The organism is Altererythrobacter sp. GH1-8 (genome assembly GCF_043702085.1).
Taxonomy (GTDB): Bacteria; Pseudomonadota; Alphaproteobacteria; order Sphingomonadales; family Sphingomonadaceae; genus Erythrobacter.
Genome location: NZ_CP171690.1, coordinates 2,325,944 through 2,343,979, shown reverse-complemented (window position 1 = coordinate 2,343,979; position 18,036 = coordinate 2,325,944). Strand labels below are relative to the sequence as shown.

The window sequence follows — 18,036 nt, the reverse complement described above, 5'->3', positions numbered from 1 at the left end:
CGAAAATTAGCGGAAAAATAACCAACCCGCTTTACTCACGCACATGCAAGTCGCTCCGTTTCTCGGGGCATGGCAAGTCAGGAGTTCAGCTCAGGTGCCGCTCAAGGCTCTTTTGTCGGGATCATTCGGTGCTGGGGGGCGTGGCCGCAGCAGTGCATCTGCGCTGTCTGACACCGAGAAACTCGCGATGCTTGAGGAGCTCGAGAGCTCAGGCCTCGGCTGGTTCTGGGCTTGCGACACGGATGGAAATCTTACCTACCTCAGCCAGGCGATCAGCGAGCGCGTTGAATTGCCGCTGGACACGTTAATCGGCGAGCCTCTCGCATCGGTCTTTCAGGCGCGTGGCGGTGATGGGCGGACCAAGTCGCTCGCTCTGAAGATCGGTGCACGCAAGGCATTCTCTGGTTTCGAAGTCAGCACTCAGCGCGGCAACCAGAATGTCGTAATCCGGTTGTCGGGCCGGCCCTATTTCTCGCGTACCGGTTCGTTCCAGGGCTTTCGCGGCACTGGTGCAGACATCACGGAGGACTACCACCGCGAGGAAGAAACGCAGCGCCTGGCGAAATATGACTCCCTTACGGGTCTGTCCAACCGCCATCGCATGGCGCATATCATTGAAAGCACGTTGACTGCATTCAAGGCGGCCAAACGCAACTGTGCGATCATGATGCTGGACCTCGACCGGTTCAAGCAGGTCAACGACACCCTTGGCCATGCCGCAGGCGATGAACTGCTCAAGCAGGTTGCCGCCCGTTTGCGCAGTGCTGTCGGTGATGAATGCGAAATCGGCCGTCTTGGGGGTGATGAATTCCAGGTCATGTTCCAGGACAAGGATGACCGCGGTGAACTCGGCGAAATCGCAGCCCGGATCATCAAGATGCTTTCGCAGCCTTATTCGCTCGAAGAAGGGCGCTGCGTTATCGGCGCCTCGGTGGGGATCGCGATCGCACCGCATGATGGTGTGACCCGTGACGAGATCGTCCATTCGGCTGACCTTGCGCTTTATGCGGCGAAGAATGGCGGCCGCGGTCAGTATCGCTTTTATTCAGGAGACTTGCAGAACGAGGCCATTTTCCGGCGTCGGCTCGAAGGCAATCTGCAAGAGGCGGTTCGCGAAAAGCAGCTCTTCCTGCGTTATCTTCCGGTCCTGTCAGCACAAAATCAGGAAGTCACTGCGCTGGAAGCGCTGGTGTGCTGGAATCATCCACAGCGCGGCGAAATCGATGAAGAAGAGTTCCAGTCGATAGTCGAGAATTCAAGCTTGGTCGTGGACGTCGGCGAATGGGCAATACGCACCGCCTGCCAGCAAGCTGCGCAATGGCCTGAGGACCTGCGTGTTTGCGTGAATGTGCCGGCAAAGCTGTTCAATTCGGAAGGCTTCGTTGAATCTGTCTCAAAGGCGCTGAACGAAGCCGATATCGAGCCTTCGCGGCTTGAACTTGAAGTCAAGGAAACCGTTTTCCTCGCCGAGACCGAGAGCGTGGACAAGACACTGGCACAGTTGTTCAAGCTCGGCGTTCGCCTTACGCTTGATGAATTCGGCACCGGCTATTCCTCGCTCGGCTATCTCCAGCGCGCGCCTTTCAATACGATCAAGATCGGCGAGAACTTCTATCGCGACCACTTCGGCAAGGACAGCCGCGAACTGGCGCTGATCAAGGCGATTGTCGCGCTTTCCAAGGCCCTTGGCATGCGCACCGTGGCGAGCGGCATTGAGAACATGGATGTCCTGTTCGCCCTGCGCGAAAGCGGCGTCGATTCGCTCCAAGGCTATATCTACACCGATCCTCTGGCGATTGATGACGTGAATGCCGAGCTTGCGCGTGAGGAATGGACCATCGAGCCAAGCAGTTCGCGCACGCAGCGCGCGCGTCGTCGTACTGTCCTGCGCAAGATCCAGTTGATCCATGACGATCACTCTTATGATGTGACGTTGCGCAATCTCTCGCGCAGTGGAGCTCTGATCCAGGGCTTGGCCGATGTCCCGGTCGATACCCAGTTCGTGCTCGATCTTGGCGGCGGCCAGCTTGCCGTTGCAACCGTCATCCGCTCCTCAGGCGATACACAGGGGCTCGAGTTCGAAACTCCGCTGATCGACGATGGTGCAGGAGGGCTTTGCACCCGCCACCGCGTATCGCCCTACGCCCTTGCAGCAGCCGGAGCGCCCCTATCGGCACTGTCTCCCGGTAACTACAAGAGCATGGAAGGCGGCATGCTGACAGAGGGAACCATCCCGCAATTCAGCTATGCCAGGGGCTACACGGGCGAGATCGGCTGATCGCGCAGTTGCAAAGGAAAAGCGGGCAAATGCGATTGCTTGCTGACACGGCGCTCTGCTCCGGCTAATTGCGCCGCCAAATGACTGACCTTTCCCGAATCCGTAACTTCTCGATCATTGCGCATATTGATCATGGCAAATCGACGCTGGCTGACCGCCTGATCCAGTTCACTGGAGGGCTGACCGAGCGTGAAATGAGTGAACAGGTGCTCGATAATATGGATATCGAGCGCGAGCGCGGCATCACGATCAAGGCGCAGACCGTGCGACTGAACTACACCGCGCGCGACGGTGAGACCTATCAGCTCAACCTGATGGATACGCCGGGGCATGTTGACTTCGCTTATGAAGTCAGCCGCAGCCTTGCTGCCTGTGAAGGCGCGCTGCTGGTGGTTGATGCCGCACAGGGTGTCGAAGCTCAGACGCTGGCCAATGTCTATCAGTCAATCGAGCATGATCACGAGATCGTGCCGGTAATAAACAAGATTGACCTTCCCGCAGCTGAGCCAGAGCGCGTGCGGGAAGAAATCGAAGAGGTCATCGGCCTGGATGCGTCTGAAGCGGTCATGACAAGTGCCAAATCGGGTATCGGCATCGAGGACGTGCTTGAGGCTGTTGTGGCCAAGATTCCGCCGCCGAAGGGGGAGCGCGACAAGCCGCTGAAGGCCAGCCTCGTCGACAGCTGGTACGATCCTTATCTCGGTGTCGTCATCCTTGTGCGCGTGATCGAAGGCGTACTCACCAAGGGGCTGAACATCAAGTTCATGCAGGGCGGGACGCAGCACCTCATCGACCGCGTTGGCTGCTTCACGCCCAAGCGGACCGATCTGACCGAGCTTGGGCCAGGTGAAATCGGCTTCATCACCGCTCAGATCAAGGAAGTTGAACAAGCCCGTGTCGGTGATACCATAACCACGGTCAAGAACGGCGCGCTCGAGCCACTCAAGGGCTACAAGGAAGTGCAGCCGGTGGTGTTCTGCGGGCTCTTTCCGGTCGATGCGGCAGATTTCGAGAAATTGCGCGAAAGCATCGGCAAGCTGCGTCTCAACGATGCGAGCTTCTCCTACGAGATGGAAACCAGTGCCGCCCTCGGCTTTGGCTTTCGGTGCGGCTTCCTTGGCCTGTTGCATCTCGAGATCATCCAGGAGCGTTTGAGCCGAGAATATGATCTCGACCTCATCACGACTGCGCCTTCTGTGGTTTATCGCTTGCAGCTTGCCCACACCAAGACTGAGGACGCGAAGGAGATCATGCTCCACAATCCGGCGGACTGGCCGGACGTAAACCGGATCGAGATGATCGAGGAGCCGTGGATCAAGGCTGTGATCTATACGCCTGATGACTACCTTGGTGCGATTCTCAAGCTGTGCCAGGATCGCCGCGGGATCCAGACCGACCTGACCTATGTCGGTGGGCGTGCGCAGGTCACTTACGAATTGCCGCTCAACGAAGTGGTGTTCGACTTTTACGACCGCCTCAAGAGCATCTCTCGCGGCTATGCGAGCTTCGACTACGAGCAGATCGGTCTGCGTGAAGGCGACCTCGTCAAGATGAACATCCTCGTCAACAACGAACCGGTCGATGCGCTAAGCCTGATAGTGCATCGCGGTGTGGCCGAGGAACGCGGACGCGGCATGTGCGAGCGGCTGAAGGACCTCATCCCGCGCCACCTGTTCAAAATCCCGATCCAGGCTGCAATTGGCGGCAAGATCATCGCGCGTGAAACCATTGCCGCGCTGCGCAAGGACGTAACGGCAAAGTGTTATGGCGGGGACATCACCCGCAAGAAGAAGCTTCTGGAAAAGCAGAAGAAAGGCAAGGCGAAGATGCGCGAATACGGGAATGTTTCGATCCCGCAGGAAGCCTTTATCGCGGCACTCAGAATGGGCGAGGAATAGGCTTGCTTCCACCCCAATTGCCGGGGGTTTCAGACCGTGTTGTTCTCGCCCAGCGTCGTGCCAACGGTGCTCATCGTGGTGGAGAGTTCGTCTCCAACTGACTGAAGGGCAACAATCGCAGCAATGGCGATCAGGGCTGTAATCAGTCCGTATTCGATTGCAGTTGCACCGCTTTCATCGGCAAACAGCTTCTGAAATGGTGTTTTGCTGATCGACATGGTGATCTTCCTTGATGTGATGCCGAATGACCCAAAGACGTCGGTAATTCTTTTTTTATCCGCTGGAAGGGTTAACAGCCCGTGCGCAAAGATTGGTTTAATTCGAGTTACTCACGATAATTTGCGCGTTTTGCAGGACATGCCGATCAACTTCACTTGGCGTTCACGCAGGCGCTGGTTATAGGCTCTTCGCATGACGACGATTTTCCCGCACACCGCGCAATCGCGCACATCTCGCATGGTGCTTGGCGCCGCGCTGGCCGCCGCGACATTACTCACTGCAGGTTGCTCTGGCCGCGGGGGCAATGATGAAGACGTGGCCTATGTCGCGCGAGACGTGGAATCTCTCTACACCGAGGCCAAATCACGGCTTGACCGCGGAAATACCAAGCTCGCCGCCGCCTTGTTTGACGAAGTCGAGCGTCAGCACCCGTATTCGCCCTGGGCGCGGCGCGCGCAGCTGATGAGCGCCTTCAGCTATTACGTCGCGCAGGACTACAATAAGGCGATTCAGAGTGCGCAGCGGTTCCTTTCGATCCATCCAGGGAACCGAGATGCTCCTTACGCCTACTACTTAATTGCGCTGTCTTATTACGAGCAGATCAGCGATGTTCAGCGCGATCAGAAGATAACGGAACAGGCTCGCACGGCTTTGACCGAAGTCAACCGCCGTTTCCCGCAAAGTGAATACGCCGCCGATGCCCGGCTCAAGCTTGACCTTGTCAACGATCACCTGGCTGGCAAGGAAATGGAGATCGGACGGTTCTACGCACAATCAGGTCGCTGGCTTGCGGCACAGCTGCGTTTTCAGAACGTGGTCAATGACTATCAGACGACCAGTCATGCGCCGGAAGCGCTTTATCGCCTGACAGAATCGAGCCTCGCTCTGGGTGTCCCTCAGGAAGCGGTGAAATACGCGGCTGTTCTGGGTGCCAACTATCCCGGCACAGAATGGTATGAGAAAGCTTACGAGCTGATCGAAGATCACGCAGCGGGTATCACCGCGAGCTAGACCTGCCAGCGTGCGCTGAGATCTGCTGTCTCTGTCGATACATCGCCATTTTCACCCGATGCGCCGGACCCTTTCTACGATTTGCGCGTTAAGACACCGCGGGCCGGGCCCCTCTGGCAGGTAAAGCGCATCAATTGCGCATGACCTGTGATGTCGGACCGCATCGGAATGACGATGCGCAGTGGGGACGCAGTCGAACGACTGGGGCCTTCCAACAAGAGTTTCGCGCAATCCTGTTCCGATCGGTGAAAACTATCAGATTTGTCGGAGCGGCTGGATAACATCTGCCGATCCGCACAAGTCTGGCAAAGGGAAGGTTTCTTTATGGTCAAGGCCATTGCCCCCATGCTGCGCGATTTCATGCAGAAGGAAAGCGCAGGCGGTATTGTTCTGATTCTTGCAGCGCTGGCTGCGCTCGTTATCGCGAACACGCCGCTCTATGATGGCTACAAGGCGTGGCTCGACATCCCCATCATTGCCGGCTTTGGTGGCTTCGTCATCGACAAGCCCTTGCTGCTGTGGGTCAATGACGGCCTGATGGCGGTTTTCTTCTTCCTCATCGGACTCGAAGTGAAGCGGGAGGTGATGGAGGGCCAGCTTTCGAGCTGGAACAAGGCGTCGCTTCCGCTTGTCGCAGCGATTGGCGGGATGGCGATCCCGGCCGTGATCTTCCTCGCGATCAATTCCGGAACGCCAGCTAACCAGGCGGGCTGGGCAATTCCTGCGGCGACCGATATCGCCTTTGCTCTCGGTATCCTTGCGCTGCTGGGCCCACGCGTGCCGGTCGCGCTGAAGGCGCTATTGCTCGCGATTGCCGTAATCGACGATATCGGAGCGATCACGATCATCGCCCTGTTCTACTCCGGCGAAATCAATACCGGATACCTCGGCATGGGGGCGGCGGTGTTCGTCTTGATGCTGATCGTTGGTCGCCTCAAGGTGCCTTCGGCAATCCCTTATGTCTTGCTGGCGATCCTGATGTGGGCCTTCGTGCTGAAGTCTGGCGTGCACGCAACGCTGGCTGGCGTAGCGGCTGCGCTGACCGTCCCGCTCGTGGCGCATAAGGGCGAACGGCTGCTTGAGCATATGGAGCACGCGCTGCACCCCTGGGTTGCATTTCTCGTCATTCCGATTTTCGGTTTTGCCAATGCTGGTGTGTATCTGCTTGGTCTCAACCCCGCTGACCTGCTCGCGCCCTTGCCGCTAGGCATCGCGCTGGGTCTCCTGATCGGCAAGCAGGTCGGCATCCTTGGCTTTGCTTGGATCGCGGTAAAGAGCGGCATGGCAAGCCTGCCGGACCGGGTGAACTGGCGGCAAATTCATGGCCTGTCGTTGTTTGCGGCGATCGGCTTCACCATGAGTCTGTTTATCGGCAACCTCGCCTTCGCATCGCCTGAGCAGGTTGATGCCGTAAAGCTCGGGGTCCTCTCCGGTTCGACCATCGCAGCGTTTGCAGGCTTTTTCCTACTGCGTTCCGCATTGCCGGATACGGTCGAAGACAAGGAAGAGGACAGCGACGACACTCGGGTCGCCGCGCCTGCCTGACGGCTGCAATCGCCGTTTCGGTGACATTTTCACAGAAAGGGCGTGTCGCCAGCGGTGACGCGCCCTTTTTGCTGCGCTAGAGGATGGAGAAATGCTCAGCCGTTTGTCCATTCGTAACGTGGTTCTGATCGAAGCGCTTGACCTCGATTTCGGGCGAGGGCTTGGCGTGCTGACGGGGGAAACGGGTGCGGGCAAGTCAATCCTCCTGGATGCGCTGGGCCTCGTGCTCGGCGACCGCGCCGATTCAGGCCTGGTGCGCGCGGGGGAAGACTCAGCGTCGGTCACAGCGAGCTTTGAATTCTCGCCGCTGCCCGACGCCATCGCGGCAGTGCTGGATGATGCGGGGGTTGAGGTCGAGCCGGGCGAGCCTCTGCTGATCCGGCGGCAGCTCAAGGCCGACGGCGGATCGAAAGCCTGGATCAATGACCAGCCGGTTGGGGTCGCTTTGCTTCGTGAAATCGCGCCATCGCTCGTCGAGCTTCACGGGCAGCACGATGATCGCGGGCTGGTCAATCCGCGCGGGCATCGTGCTTTGCTGGATCGGTATGCAGGCACGGACGTGGACGGCCTTCGGAGCGCTTGGATATCATGGCGGGAGGCAGAGGATCGCCTCGCAGCAGCGCGCGCTGAGGTTGAGCAAGCGAAGGCAGACCAGGACCTGCTGCTCGCGCACCTTTCCGAACTCACTTCGATTGAGCCGCAGGCGGGCGAAGAAGCGCGGCTCGCCGAGACCCGCGCGTCGATGCAGAAGGGTGAGAAGCTTTCCGGCGATCTGGAGGAATTGCGTGCTTTATGGGAAGGCTCTGAATCTCCGCTCGCTGCTCTCAGGGTTGCGGCGCGGCGGCTCGACCGGATCGCCAATGAACATCCGTTGTTAGGCGAGGCTCTTGCAGCGCTCGATCGCAGCCTGGTCGAGACCGAAGAGGCCGAAAGCAAGCTGCGCGATGCGGCTGAGGCGCTGATGCATGATCCAGCGGCGCTCGATGCGGCGGAAACGCGCCTGTTTGAGCTCCGCGCGATCGCTCGCAAGCACCGCTGCGAAGTCGATGAGCTGCCTGAGAAAATGCGCGCAATGCGCGCTGCGCTCGATGCGATCGAGGGCGGGGAGGCGCAGCTGGATGCGCTGGAGGCTGCCGCGAAATCCGCCGGCGAGAGCTACAGGGTAAAAGCCGAGGCCGCTTCCAAAGCTCGGATCAAGGCGGCAAAGGCGCTCGACAAGGCGGTTGCCGCAGAGCTTGCGCCGTTGAAGCTGGATGCAGCGCGGTTTCTGACAGCCGTTGGAGCATTGCCGCAGGAGAAATGGGGCCCTTCCGGCAGTGACAGCGTGGAATTCCTGATCGCCACGAACCCTGGGGCGGATTTCGCGCCGCTTGGCAAGATTGCGTCCGGCGGTGAGCTCTCGCGGTTTATCCTCGCGCTAAAGGTCGCACTGGCAGAGCAGGGCGGGGCGGCGACGGTGATCTTCGACGAGATTGATCGCGGGGTAGGCGGGGCGGTGGCCTCCGCGATTGGCGAGCGGCTTGCAAGGCTTGCGGGCGAAGGACAACTGCTGGCGGTGACGCACTCACCCCAGGTCGCGGCGCGCGGCGGAACGCACTATCTCATCGCGAAGTCCTCTTCGGGCACGGTCACGAAGACAAGCGTGGCGCTGCTCGATGAAGCTGGACGGCAGGAAGAGATCGCGCGGATGCTCTCAGGCGCCGAGGTTACGCCGGAAGCACGCGCACAAGCGGATCGCCTGCTAGAGGGGGTTTGATGGCCGAGCCAGACCTCTCAGAAGCCGAAGCCGCTAACGAGCTGATGCGGCTTGCCAAGCAGATCGCGCATCACGACCGCCTTTATCACGCCGAGGATTCGCCGGAGATCTCCGACCCGGAATATGATGCGCTGGTGCGCCGCAATGCCGAACTTGAGGCGCTGTTTCCGCATCTGGTGCGCGATGACAGTCCTTCAAGGAAAGTCGGTCACGCAGTCGCTGCCTCACCCTTGAGTAAGGTGACGCACGAGGTCCGCATGATGAGCCTCGACAATGCGTTCAACGCCGAAGAGGTCGAGGAATGGGTCGCCCGCGTGCGCCGGTTCCTTTCGCTGGACGAAGCAGAGCCGGTCGCGATAACAGCCGAGGACAAGATCGACGGCCTTTCCTGCTCGCTGCGCTATGAGCAGGGAAAGCTCGTGCGGGCGGCAACGCGCGGAGACGGGCAGGTGGGCGAGGACGTGACCGCCAATGTCGCGCATATCGCGGACATCCCACAGGAACTGCCGGATGGCGTGCCGGACGTTTTCGAGGTGCGCGGCGAAGTCTATATGTCCAAAGCGGACTTTGCGGCGCTCAACGCTGCACAGCACGAGGCGGGGGGCAAGCTGTTCGCCAATCCGCGCAATGCGGCGGCAGGTTCGCTCCGGCAAAAGGATGCGAGCGTTACCGCCCAGCGACCCTTGCGGTTCTGGGCCTATGGCTGGGGCGCAGCGTCCGATGTTCCCGCAACAACCCAGCACGAAGTTATGCGGATGATCGAAAGCTGGGGCTTCCCGGTCTCGCCGTTCCTGACGCTCACCAACAGCGTCGATGCGATGCTCGACCATTATGCCGAGATCGGTCGCCAGCGCCCTGATCTCCCATACGAAATTGACGGCGTGGTTTACAAAGTCAATCGGCTCGACTGGCAACAGCGGCTCGGCTTTGTTGCAAAGGCCCCGCGCTGGGCGCTGGCGCATAAATTCCCTGCAGAGCGCGCAGAGACCACGCTTGAGGCCATCGATATCCAGGTCGGTCGCACCGGCAAGCTGACGCCTGTAGGCAGACTGGCCCCGGTACTGGTGGGCGGGGTGACTGTCACCAACGTAACCCTGCACAATCGCGATGAAATTGCGCGTCTGGGCGTGCGTCCGGGCGACCGGGTGGTGGTTCAGCGCGCGGGCGATGTTATTCCACAGCTTGTGGAAAACCTCACTCGGGACGAGCCGCGTGATCCCTTTGTATTCCCGGAACGTTGCCCGGAATGCGATTCCGAGGCGGTGGCTGAGGAAGGAGAGGTCGATGTGCGCTGCACGGGAGGCCTCATTTGTCCTGCACAACGCACTGAAAGACTGAAGCATTTCGTCAGCCGCAAGGCACTGGATATCGAGGGGCTGGGCGAGAAGACGATCGATCAGTTCTTCGCACTTGGGTGGCTGGAAAGCCCAGCGGATATCTTCCGGCTGAAGGATCGCCGCGAAGCCATTCTGGCGCTAGAGGGATGGCAGGACAAGTCTGTGGAAAACCTGTTGGCTTCAATCGAGGCCAAGCGCGAGCCCGATGCGGCCAGATTGCTGTTTGGCCTCGGAATTCGTCATGTCGGTGAGGTTACCGCGCGCGACCTGATGAAGAACTTTCATGAGCTCCGCGTGCTTCGCCAAGTGGCCGAAAAAGCTCGCAATGGCGACGAGGAGGCAGCATCTGACATCACCTCAATCGACGGCGTCGGGCCAACCGTAGTGACCGCGCTCGGTGATTTTTTCCATGAACCGCACAATCTTGTGGTTTGGGAGGACCTGCTGAGCGAAGTCACCCCACCGCGTTATGAAATCGAAGTGCTGGACTCACCGGTCGCAGGCAAGACAGTGGTCTTCACTGGCAAACTCGAGACCATGAGCCGTGATGAAGCCAAGGCGCAAGCCGAGCGTCTCGGTGCGAAAGCGGCAGGGTCAGTTAGCGCGAAGACAGACTTGTTGGTGGCTGGCCCCGGGGCAGGCTCAAAGCTTAAGAAAGCGCAGGAACTCGGCATCGAAGTGACCGATGAAGCGGGCTGGGCGGAGATTGTGAAGGCGGCAGGGTAAGGCCCAGCAGATTTCGAAGGGGGATGAAATGAAGGTTTTCTCGGATTCGACGCGGCTTGGGGGGCTGTTTCTGCTTCTGGGTGCGGCATCAATGCCTTTCATCATCGTCGAATATGTGATGGTGACGAGCGCCGCCCCTCCGACTGGCAACAGGACCGAGAACCTCGCCTACTTCGAGGCAAATCTCCCGACGCTCGTGCGGGGATGGCATTTCGAAGTCATTGCAATGGCTCTAGTAGGCGCGGGCGCTCTCTCCCGGCTAGTCGGCACGGCGCGGGCGGGCTGGGCGCTAACAGCCATCGGGGTTGCGAGTGTGCTGGCCATGTATCCGCTGATGATCGGCGGATATGCAGCCGCCTTCGAGGCAGATAGCCTTGCAGGCGACAAAATCGTCAATGCGGTGGCGACTGAACTGTTCTACGCGGGCAACTTTTTGGCCAGCGCGGGACTTGGTTTGGCATTGTTTCTGGAGGCAAAGGCGTCCGAACGTGCGGCTCCGGGCTGGGTGCTTTGGATAGGGGTGATCGCGAATAGTCTTGCAGCGCTTGGATTCCTCGCGCTCCATGCTGGGTTTCCTGTCAGTTTGCAGATGGTCGGTCCGTTTGGACTTGTGGGTTTCGTGTCGACTGCCGCGTTTGGCGCATTCGTCGCCTTGAAAAAAACGTGAAGGTTCTTGTCGACCTCCACCCGCAAGCGCTTCGCATCGCCGAACTTCTCCGCTCGCGGGGAGAGAAGATCGCTGTTGCGGATGGTGCGACGGGCGGCCTCATCGCAGCGAGCCTCCTGACAGTGCCGGGCGCGCTCGATTTCTTCGTCGGGGGAGGGGTGGTCTACTCTTTCCGGGCGCGCGATGTGCTGTTCGGCCTGCCGCGTGAGGCTTACAAGGGTATGCGCGGCGCTTCGGAGGAATATGCGCTGCTGCAAGCGCGGGCGATCCGTGACAATTTGCACGCTGATTGGGGACTTGCAGAAAGCGGCTCAGCGGGCGGCTCAGCCCACCCTAGTGGCGCGCCCGCCGGTCAAAGCGTTGCAGCGGTGGTTGGCCCCAGTGGTTTCGAGCACACCCGGTTGACGCAAACTGGCAGCGAGGATCGCATTGCCAATATGGAGGCGTTTGCTCGGGCGGCGTTGAATGCGCTTGAAGAGGCGCTTCAGTCTGAATCCTGAAGGGGCTCGACCCACTTCATCACGCCGCCTTCCAACGGTGTCCACCACCCGGTTCTGATGCCTGCCTTGGCAAGCATATCGCTGGTCCATTGGTTGCAGGTACGGCGCGCCGAGTAATTGCCGGACGCGTCGTAGAACACGTCAAACCAGGAATAGCCGGGATAGATCTCGCGGCTCTCTGGCGGGAGAACGTATGGCTCGATTGCCGCAACAAGCTTGCGGTATTCCTCTTCGGTCATGGTCAGCGGACGATGGTTCGCGGAGGGTTGCGGGCGAATGTAATGCGCGATGTGGAGGAGCGGCTCACCGTCATAGATTGCGCCTATGGCCACCGACGGCTTCAGGTCGGCCCAGGTTTCGGTGTTCAGGAAAACTTCCTTTTCGCCCCAGCTGATCGAGACATGAGTGTAGGGTTGCATGGGCTCGCGCAGATCGCGCGCCGGAAAGACTGTGCTCCAATCCTTGTGCACGTTCACGAGCGGCAGAACGAGAGCGGTGTGAACGCCGTTGGTTTCGACCATGATCTCGATACCGTCCTGCGGCTCTACCCAATCGGCATTGCGTGGGATTGACGATCCAATCCATGCGGTCAGCAGGAATAGTACAAGGGCAGCGAGCAGCGCTGCGAACGGCCACAGGATCAGCCGTTTAGCCAATATCATGACCGGCGTTTGCGCAGCCACAGAATCGACCAGTCGCCATTGACGAGCCGGGCCGCAAGCCGGAACCCCTGCGTGCGGTAGGCGCGGCGAATGCGCGGTTCCTGCGTCTCCAGCAGGCCCGCGAGGAGTAGGTTCCCGCCGGGGGTGACAGCTCGTTCAAAGTCTGGCGCAAGCTCGACCAGCGGCCCTGCAAGAATGTTGGCGATTAGCAGATCATACGGCCCGCGTGCTTCTATAAGCGGGTGGTCAGTGCCGGGCGCGATGATCATTGTCACTTCGCCGCGTCCTGCGCCTATTGGAACGTTATTCATCGCCGCATTCTCGGCCACCACATCTGCGCATACTTCGTCGATATCTGACGCTGTCTGTAGCGCATTCGGCCATAGCTCGCGTGCCGCAAAGGCGAGCAGGCCGGTGCCCGTACCAATGTCTGCGATATTGCGCGCGGCGACCCCGCTGCGCTTCATTGCATCGAGCATTTCGAGACATCCGGCGGTGGTCGCATGCTGACCAGTGCCAAACGCCTGGCTGGCCGGGATAACCAGATCGGTGAGGTCACTGCGCGGGGCATACTCCGGCGTGCGGACATGAAACCGGCCGGCAAAGATCGGCTCGGCCCCATGCTGACTGAGGGTGAGCCAGTCTTCGTCCGGGAGTTGCTCGGCTTTGATCGCGGGCGGCACGCCTTCGAACAGCGCCTTGACCGCCTTGCGCTCAGGCGTGCCGGGCCGCCGCTCCATCCACGCTTCGAGGACCCAGTCCTGCGGCCTGTCCTCTGCTACTTCTCGGCCCGCAAGGACGATGCCGGCGTCCCACTGCCCCAGCTCCTCTGCCATTTCATGCGCGAGGAGCGCGGCCTGAACGACCGGCTTTGGCGCAAAGGCAATGAGCTTCCAGCTGGTCACTCCCCCTCAACTTCTTTCGCAAGCCGTCTGTCCAGATCCGCATGCTTCTGAGCTGCATAAGTGGCGCAGGGCGCTTCCATCGTCAGGAGGGTTCGCTCCTCCAGATGCGTGAAGAGCCGCGCATGCGAAGGATGCGGCGCGAGAAGTATGTCGCAATCAAGCTGCGCGAGGCGATCGAGGCCTGCTCGATATTCCGCAAGATACTCTGGATGATCGGAGAAGCGATAATCGTCCGCGCTTACCGGGGAGAGGCTGTCAGCAAAGGCAATTGTTTTGCACTCGGTTCCATAACAGCTTTCCCAGAGCCAAGTTGTCCCGCCCGGCGTGTGACCGGGTGTCGCAAATGACTGGAGGTTGGTGGTCCCAACACCCATCGCATCACCGTCCTCGAGGATGAAATCAACGCTGACAGGCGCGAAGGGTTCATGCATTCCATGCTGTGGATCGTCGGGATCTGACTTGCCGCTCCGCATCGTTTCGGCGCCACGCTCAAGCGAGACCAGCAATGCACCGGTCAGCTCCTGAATGTAGGCCATTCCTCCGACATGGTCGAAATGCTCATGGCTATAGCCGAGCAGGACTATGTCACTCGCCTTGAAGCCCAGTGTTGCAATGTTCTTCTCGACGACACGGGCGCCGCCTTGCGTCCCGCTATCAAGCAGCACGTGCCCTTCATCGTCGGTGATGAGGATCGAAGCGATCCCGCATGTGCCGACATAGTAGGTGTTGCCGTAGAGCTTGAAGGGCGGGGCGGGCTTGTCCCAGTCGTCCCAGTCTTCGCATGTATCGAGGAAAGCATGCTGATCGGCGGGAAGGCCCGGTTTGCCGGGCTCGCCAGCTTCGGCGGCAACGGCTACGCATCCTGCGAGCAAGAGTGACGAAGCGGCGGGCAACAGGGTTTTACCGAACAAAGCTTGCTCCATTGGCGTCGATAACTGCCCCGGTCATGCTGGCGGGGGCTTCCAGTGCGCAGAACGCGATAATCTGTGCGATCTCGTGCGGCTGCGCCACGCGTCCGAGCGGAATGTCACGCAGCAAGTCCTCGCCGCCGCGGGAGGCCAGATAATCGCCCGCCATGGCTGTATCGGTAAAGCCGGGTGTCACAGCGAAGCTAAGGATACCCTTGCCTGCATAGGCGCGCGCAATCGTCTTGTGCATCGCGATCATTCCGCCCTTCGCGGCGGCATAATGCCAGTGATCGGGACTATCCCCGCGATAGGCCGCGCGGCTCGCGACATGCACAATTCGGCCCGCGCGCCCGGTATCGAGCCAATGCTTGACCGCAAACCGCGTCAACTGTGCTGCAGCGGTCAAATTGATCCGCAAGGTGTCTTCCCAGCGGTCGATCCAGTCGATGTCAGATCCATGGAGCGGATTTGCTTCGAACAGTCCGGCATTGTTGATCAGGACGTCGATCTGCCCGCCAGCTTGAGCTAGCGCTTCTTCCCAAAGCAATTGCGGGGCTGAGGGCTGAGTAAAGTCAGCCCCTATCGCATCACCGCGTCCTGAGCTGCTGGCATGGCCGATGACTTTCGCGCCGCGTTCACTCAGCAATTTATGCGCCGCAGCGCCAATTCCCCGGCTCGATCCAGTAAGCAAGATTGCACTCATGCGAACACCTATCCAAAACTTTGCAGGTGGAGTCGAGTGATTGCGAGCACTTGCCCGCTTGTTTCACGCGGCACATTCGTTAAGGGAGTGCGAGCGCCGAGGGAGTGGCGCAAGATATTTCGGGATAGACAATGGGTAACAGACCGCTTTCACCACACTTGCAGATCTGGAAATGGGGACCGCATATGCTGGTGTCCATCCTGCACCGCGTCACGGGCGATGGGATGGCCCTGGTCGGCCTTTTCGTCCTGGTCTGGTGGCTTGGCGCGATTGCCAGTGGTCCTGAATATTATGCGACCTTTGCGGGTCTGATCACGTCGCCGGTCGGATATGTTGTGCTGGTGGGCCTCAGCTGGGCTTTCTTCACGCATTTGATGAGCGGCTTGCGGCACTTTGTGCTTGATATCGGTGCAGGCTACGAGCTCGACACAAACCGGGCGTGGTCAATCGCATCGCCGATCATGGCAGTTGCTCTCACGGCGGGCTTCTGGGCCCTGATCCTGAACAAGTAAGAGATACGAACAATGGGTAACGGAACCTCCATCGGGAAGGTGCGCGGGCTGGGCTCAGCGCATGAAGGCGCGCATCACTGGCTGGTGCAACGCTTCACTGCAGTGGGCAATCTTGTGTTGATGCTGTGGCTGGTCGCAAGCATAGTTTTGCTGCCTGACCTTTCCTACTCGACTGTCGCGAAATGGCTTGCTGGGCCGATCCCGTCGGTCGCCATGATCCTGCTGGTCATCAGCACATTCTGGCATGCCCGCCTGGGCTTGCAGGTCCTGATCGAAGATTATGTCCATGAAGCTGGCACAAAGTTCGGCCTTATTACCGCTCTCAACCTCGCGGTTATTGGCGGCGGAGCGTTCGCGATCATCAGCGTGGTCCGCCTTGCTCTTGGAGGAGCCGCGTAATGGTCGACACTTCAGCCTATAAGATCATCGACCACACCTATGATGTCGTGGTCGTCGGTGCGGGCGGCTCTGGCCTTCGTGCGACCATGGGCGCAGCTGAAGCAGGCCTGCGGACCGCAAACATCTCCAAGGTTTTCCCGACCCGCTCCCACACGGTTGCGGCGCAAGGCGGCATCGCAGCCAGCCTCGGCAACAATTCGCCCGACCACTGGTCCTGGCACATGTATGACACCGTGAAGGGTGCTGACTGGCTCGGTGACCAGGACGCGATTGAATACCTCGCACGCGAAGCACCGCAGGCGGTGTATGAGCTTGAGCATGCGGGTGTTCCGTTCTCGCGCAACCAGGACGGGACCATCTATCAGCGTCCTTTCGGCGGCCATATGCAAAATATGGGCGAAGGCCCCCCGGTGCAGCGGACCTGTGCTGCGGCTGACCGCACCGGTCACGCCATGCTCCACGCGCTCTACCAGCAGAGCCTGAAGTACGATGCGGACTTCTTTATCGAATATTTCGCACTTGATCTGATCATGAGCGGCGAAGGCGGCGACAAGAAGTGCGTCGGCGTGATCGCGCTGTGCCTCGATGATGGTACGATCCACCGCTTCCGCGCTCAGTCTGTCGTGTTGGCCACAGGCGGCTATGGCCGCTGCTACTTCACGGCGACTTCTGCGCACACCTGTACCGGCGATGGCGGCGGCATGGTGCTGCGCGCAGGCTTGCCTTTGCAGGACATGGAGTTTGTGCAGTTCCACCCGACCGGGATCTACGGTGCAGGCGTACTCATCACCGAGGGTGCGCGCGGCGAGGGCGGATATCTCACCAATTCGGAAGGCGAGCGTTTTATGGAGCGCTATGCGCCGTCCGCGAAGGACCTGGCGTCCCGCGATGTCGTCTCCCGCTCTATGGCTCTGGAAATGCGCGAAGGGCGCGGCGTTGGCGCGAATGGCGATCATATCTACCTGCACCTCGATCACATCGATCCCAAGGTGCTGGCAGAGCGGCTTCCGGGCATTACTGAAAGCGGAAAGATCTTCGCCGGTGTCGACCTGACGCGCGAACCGCTGCCGGTGACACCTACGGTTCACTACAACATGGGTGGCATTCCCTGTAACTATCACGGACAAGTTGTGACGCTTGGTCCCGACGGCAACCCGGACCATGTCGTACCCGGTCTCTATGCGGTGGGCGAGGCTGCCTGCGTTTCGGTCCATGGCGCGAACCGCCTCGGCTCGAACTCGCTAATCGACCTCGTGGTGTTCGGCCGTGCAACCGGCCTGCACCTGAAAGAGAACCTGAAGCCAGGTGCGAGCCAGCCCGAGCTTGCCGCCGACAGCGCGGAGATGGCGCTTGGCCGGCTCGATCATTTCCGCCACGCGGATGGTGGTTCGCCGACAGCTGATGTCCGCAAGGAAATGCAGCAGACCATGCAGAAGCATGCGGCTGTGTTCCGCGACAGCGAGTTGATGGCAGAGGGCGTCAAGTTGCTCACTGACACCAACAAGCGGATGGAAGATATCAAGGTCACTGACCGCTCGCTGATCTGGAACAGCGACCTCATCGAAACGCTCGAACTCGACAACCTCATGGCGCAGGCCTGCGTCACCATGGCGAGCGCAGAGAACCGCAAGGAAAGCCGCGGCGCGCATGCGCATGAGGACTTCCCCGATCGTGACGATGCGAACTGGATGAAGCACACGATCGCATGGTTCGAAGGCTGGGGCGGCAATGGTGGCAACGTGAAGATCGACTACCGTCCGGTCCACGAATACACGCTCACCGATGATGCCGAGTATATCAAGCCGAAAGCGCGAGTGTACTAGGTCCGGTATTGGTTTTACGAATGGGCTCGGTCACGATCACGCGGCGCAAGTCAGCATGGCGTGACCGGATGCGCAGATATGTGATTGAAATTGACGGCAAGGATGTCGGCAAGATAGCTCGCGGCGAGCAAAATTGCTTTCCCCTCGCGTCCGGAGATGGGCACGCAGTGCGTCTCAAGATTGACTG

General features: G+C 59.9%; 16 protein-coding genes. 11 read left to right on the top strand and 5 right to left on the bottom strand.

The annotated features are described in order from the left end of the window. Window positions 1-43: 43 nt before the first annotated feature. Together ACG9DO_RS11360 and lepA are read left to right on the top strand one after the other, a co-directional pair. Window positions 44-2,278: a putative bifunctional diguanylate cyclase/phosphodiesterase gene (locus ACG9DO_RS11360; RefSeq protein WP_394727985.1), complete on the top strand. Its 2,235-nt coding sequence runs from the start codon at window positions 44-46 to the stop codon at window positions 2,276-2,278. Between the two features lie 80 nt (window positions 2,279-2,358). After that, a complete protein-coding gene (gene lepA / locus ACG9DO_RS11355) occupies window positions 2,359-4,176 on the top strand; it encodes a translation elongation factor 4 (protein WP_394727983.1) in 1,818 nt (605 codons plus the stop codon). 29 nt (window positions 4,177-4,205) lie between these two features. Here lepA and ACG9DO_RS11350 read toward each other — a convergent pair whose 3' ends face one another. Continuing rightward, complete coding sequence (locus ACG9DO_RS11350) at window positions 4,206-4,394, bottom strand: Flp family type IVb pilin (protein ID WP_394727981.1); 189 nt, start codon at window positions 4,392-4,394, stop codon at window positions 4,206-4,208. Window positions 4,395-4,587: 193 nt separating this feature from the next. Here ACG9DO_RS11350 and ACG9DO_RS11345 point away from each other — a divergent pair, with 193 nt between their 5' ends. The 6 genes from ACG9DO_RS11345 to ACG9DO_RS11320 all read left to right on the top strand — a co-directional run bounded on the left by ACG9DO_RS11345 (window position 4,588) and on the right by ACG9DO_RS11320 (window position 11,937). Further along, complete coding sequence (locus ACG9DO_RS11345; protein ID WP_394727979.1) at window positions 4,588-5,406, top strand: outer membrane protein assembly factor BamD; 819 nt, start codon at window positions 4,588-4,590, stop codon at window positions 5,404-5,406. A gap of 324 nt (window positions 5,407-5,730) precedes the next feature. Then, window positions 5,731-6,951, top strand: a complete 1,221-nt coding sequence (gene nhaA / locus ACG9DO_RS11340) for a Na+/H+ antiporter NhaA (RefSeq protein ID WP_394727977.1) — start codon at window positions 5,731-5,733, stop codon at window positions 6,949-6,951. Between the two features lie 91 nt (window positions 6,952-7,042). Further along, window positions 7,043-8,707 carry a DNA repair protein RecN gene (recN, locus tag ACG9DO_RS11335; RefSeq protein WP_394727975.1) on the top strand — a complete coding sequence of 555 codons (1,665 nt, stop codon included), beginning with the start codon at window positions 7,043-7,045 and terminating at the stop codon, window positions 8,705-8,707. Further along, window positions 8,707-10,770: an NAD-dependent DNA ligase LigA gene (ligA, locus tag ACG9DO_RS11330; protein WP_394727973.1), complete on the top strand. Its 2,064-nt coding sequence runs from the start codon at window positions 8,707-8,709 to the stop codon at window positions 10,768-10,770. Before recN ends, ligA begins: the two co-directional genes overlap by 1 nt. Window positions 10,771-10,798: 28 nt before the next feature. Then, window positions 10,799-11,437: a hypothetical protein gene (locus ACG9DO_RS11325; protein WP_394727972.1), complete on the top strand. Its 639-nt coding sequence runs from the start codon at window positions 10,799-10,801 to the stop codon at window positions 11,435-11,437. Then, window positions 11,434-11,937 (top strand): CinA family protein, encoded by a 504-nt coding sequence (locus ACG9DO_RS11320; protein WP_394727971.1) that lies wholly within the window; start codon window positions 11,434-11,436, stop codon window positions 11,935-11,937. Before ACG9DO_RS11325 ends, ACG9DO_RS11320 begins: the two co-directional genes overlap by 4 nt. Here the strand turns inward: ACG9DO_RS11320 and ACG9DO_RS11315 are convergent. The 4 genes from ACG9DO_RS11315 to ACG9DO_RS11300 are packed head-to-tail and all read right to left on the bottom strand — an operon-like array spanning window position 11,922 to window position 15,115. Continuing rightward, complete coding sequence (locus tag ACG9DO_RS11315) at window positions 11,922-12,620, bottom strand: DUF2459 domain-containing protein (protein ID WP_394727970.1); 699 nt, start codon at window positions 12,618-12,620, stop codon at window positions 11,922-11,924. The two genes, ACG9DO_RS11320 and ACG9DO_RS11315, sit on opposite strands and share 16 nt — an antisense overlap. Next, window positions 12,596-13,504: a 50S ribosomal protein L11 methyltransferase gene (locus ACG9DO_RS11310; RefSeq protein ID WP_394727968.1), complete on the bottom strand. Its 909-nt coding sequence runs from the start codon at window positions 13,502-13,504 to the stop codon at window positions 12,596-12,598. The genes ACG9DO_RS11315 and ACG9DO_RS11310 overlap by 25 nt, the downstream gene beginning before the upstream one ends. Further along, a complete protein-coding gene (gene bla / locus ACG9DO_RS11305; protein WP_394727966.1) occupies window positions 13,501-14,415 on the bottom strand; it encodes a subclass B3 metallo-beta-lactamase in 915 nt (304 codons plus the stop codon). Before bla ends, ACG9DO_RS11310 begins: the two co-directional genes overlap by 4 nt. Next, complete coding sequence (locus ACG9DO_RS11300) at window positions 14,405-15,115, bottom strand: SDR family NAD(P)-dependent oxidoreductase (RefSeq protein ID WP_394727964.1); 711 nt, start codon at window positions 15,113-15,115, stop codon at window positions 14,405-14,407. The genes bla and ACG9DO_RS11300 overlap by 11 nt, the downstream gene beginning before the upstream one ends. Window positions 15,116-15,246: 131 nt before the next feature. Here ACG9DO_RS11300 and sdhC point away from each other — a divergent pair, with 131 nt between their 5' ends. Genes sdhC through sdhA form a run of 3 tightly spaced genes read left to right on the top strand, consistent with a single transcriptional unit; the run spans window position 15,247 to window position 17,849 of the window. Further along, entirely contained in the window at window positions 15,247-15,627 is a 381-nt protein-coding gene (sdhC, locus tag ACG9DO_RS11295; protein ID WP_394727962.1) for a succinate dehydrogenase, cytochrome b556 subunit, read from the top strand. Between the two features lie 12 nt (window positions 15,628-15,639). Then, complete coding sequence (gene sdhD, locus ACG9DO_RS11290) at window positions 15,640-16,026, top strand: succinate dehydrogenase, hydrophobic membrane anchor protein (RefSeq protein WP_394727960.1); 387 nt, start codon at window positions 15,640-15,642, stop codon at window positions 16,024-16,026. Further along, the gene (gene sdhA / locus ACG9DO_RS11285; protein ID WP_394727958.1) at window positions 16,026-17,849 is read left to right on the top strand and encodes a succinate dehydrogenase flavoprotein subunit; all 1,824 of its coding nucleotides are present in this window, start codon (window positions 16,026-16,028) and stop codon (window positions 17,847-17,849) included. Before sdhD ends, sdhA begins: the two co-directional genes overlap by 1 nt. The last annotated feature ends 187 nt before the right edge of the window (window positions 17,850-18,036 follow it).

Coding starts and splice junctions, on each gene's coding strand:
- nhaA (WP_394727977.1), top strand. CDS start 5,731: ATGGTCAAGGCCATTGCCCCCATGCTGCGCGATTTCATGCAGAAGGAA.
- recN (WP_394727975.1), top strand. CDS start 7,043: ATGCTCAGCCGTTTGTCCATTCGTAACGTGGTTCTGATCGAAGCGCTT.
- ACG9DO_RS11345 (WP_394727979.1), top strand. CDS start 4,588: ATGACGACGATTTTCCCGCACACCGCGCAATCGCGCACATCTCGCATG.
- ACG9DO_RS11325 (WP_394727972.1), top strand. CDS start 10,799: ATGAAGGTTTTCTCGGATTCGACGCGGCTTGGGGGGCTGTTTCTGCTT.
- ACG9DO_RS11300 (WP_394727964.1), bottom strand. CDS start 15,115: ATGAGTGCAATCTTGCTTACTGGATCGAGCCGGGGAATTGGCGCTGCG.
- ligA (WP_394727973.1), top strand. CDS start 8,707: ATGGCCGAGCCAGACCTCTCAGAAGCCGAAGCCGCTAACGAGCTGATG.
- ACG9DO_RS11350 (WP_394727981.1), bottom strand. CDS start 4,394: ATGTCGATCAGCAAAACACCATTTCAGAAGCTGTTTGCCGATGAAAGC.
- lepA (WP_394727983.1), top strand. CDS start 2,359: ATGACTGACCTTTCCCGAATCCGTAACTTCTCGATCATTGCGCATATT.
- sdhD (WP_394727960.1), top strand. CDS start 15,640: ATGGGTAACGGAACCTCCATCGGGAAGGTGCGCGGGCTGGGCTCAGCG.
- sdhA (WP_394727958.1), top strand. CDS start 16,026: ATGGTCGACACTTCAGCCTATAAGATCATCGACCACACCTATGATGTC.
- sdhC (WP_394727962.1), top strand. CDS start 15,247: ATGGGTAACAGACCGCTTTCACCACACTTGCAGATCTGGAAATGGGGA.
- ACG9DO_RS11360 (WP_394727985.1), top strand. CDS start 44: ATGCAAGTCGCTCCGTTTCTCGGGGCATGGCAAGTCAGGAGTTCAGCT.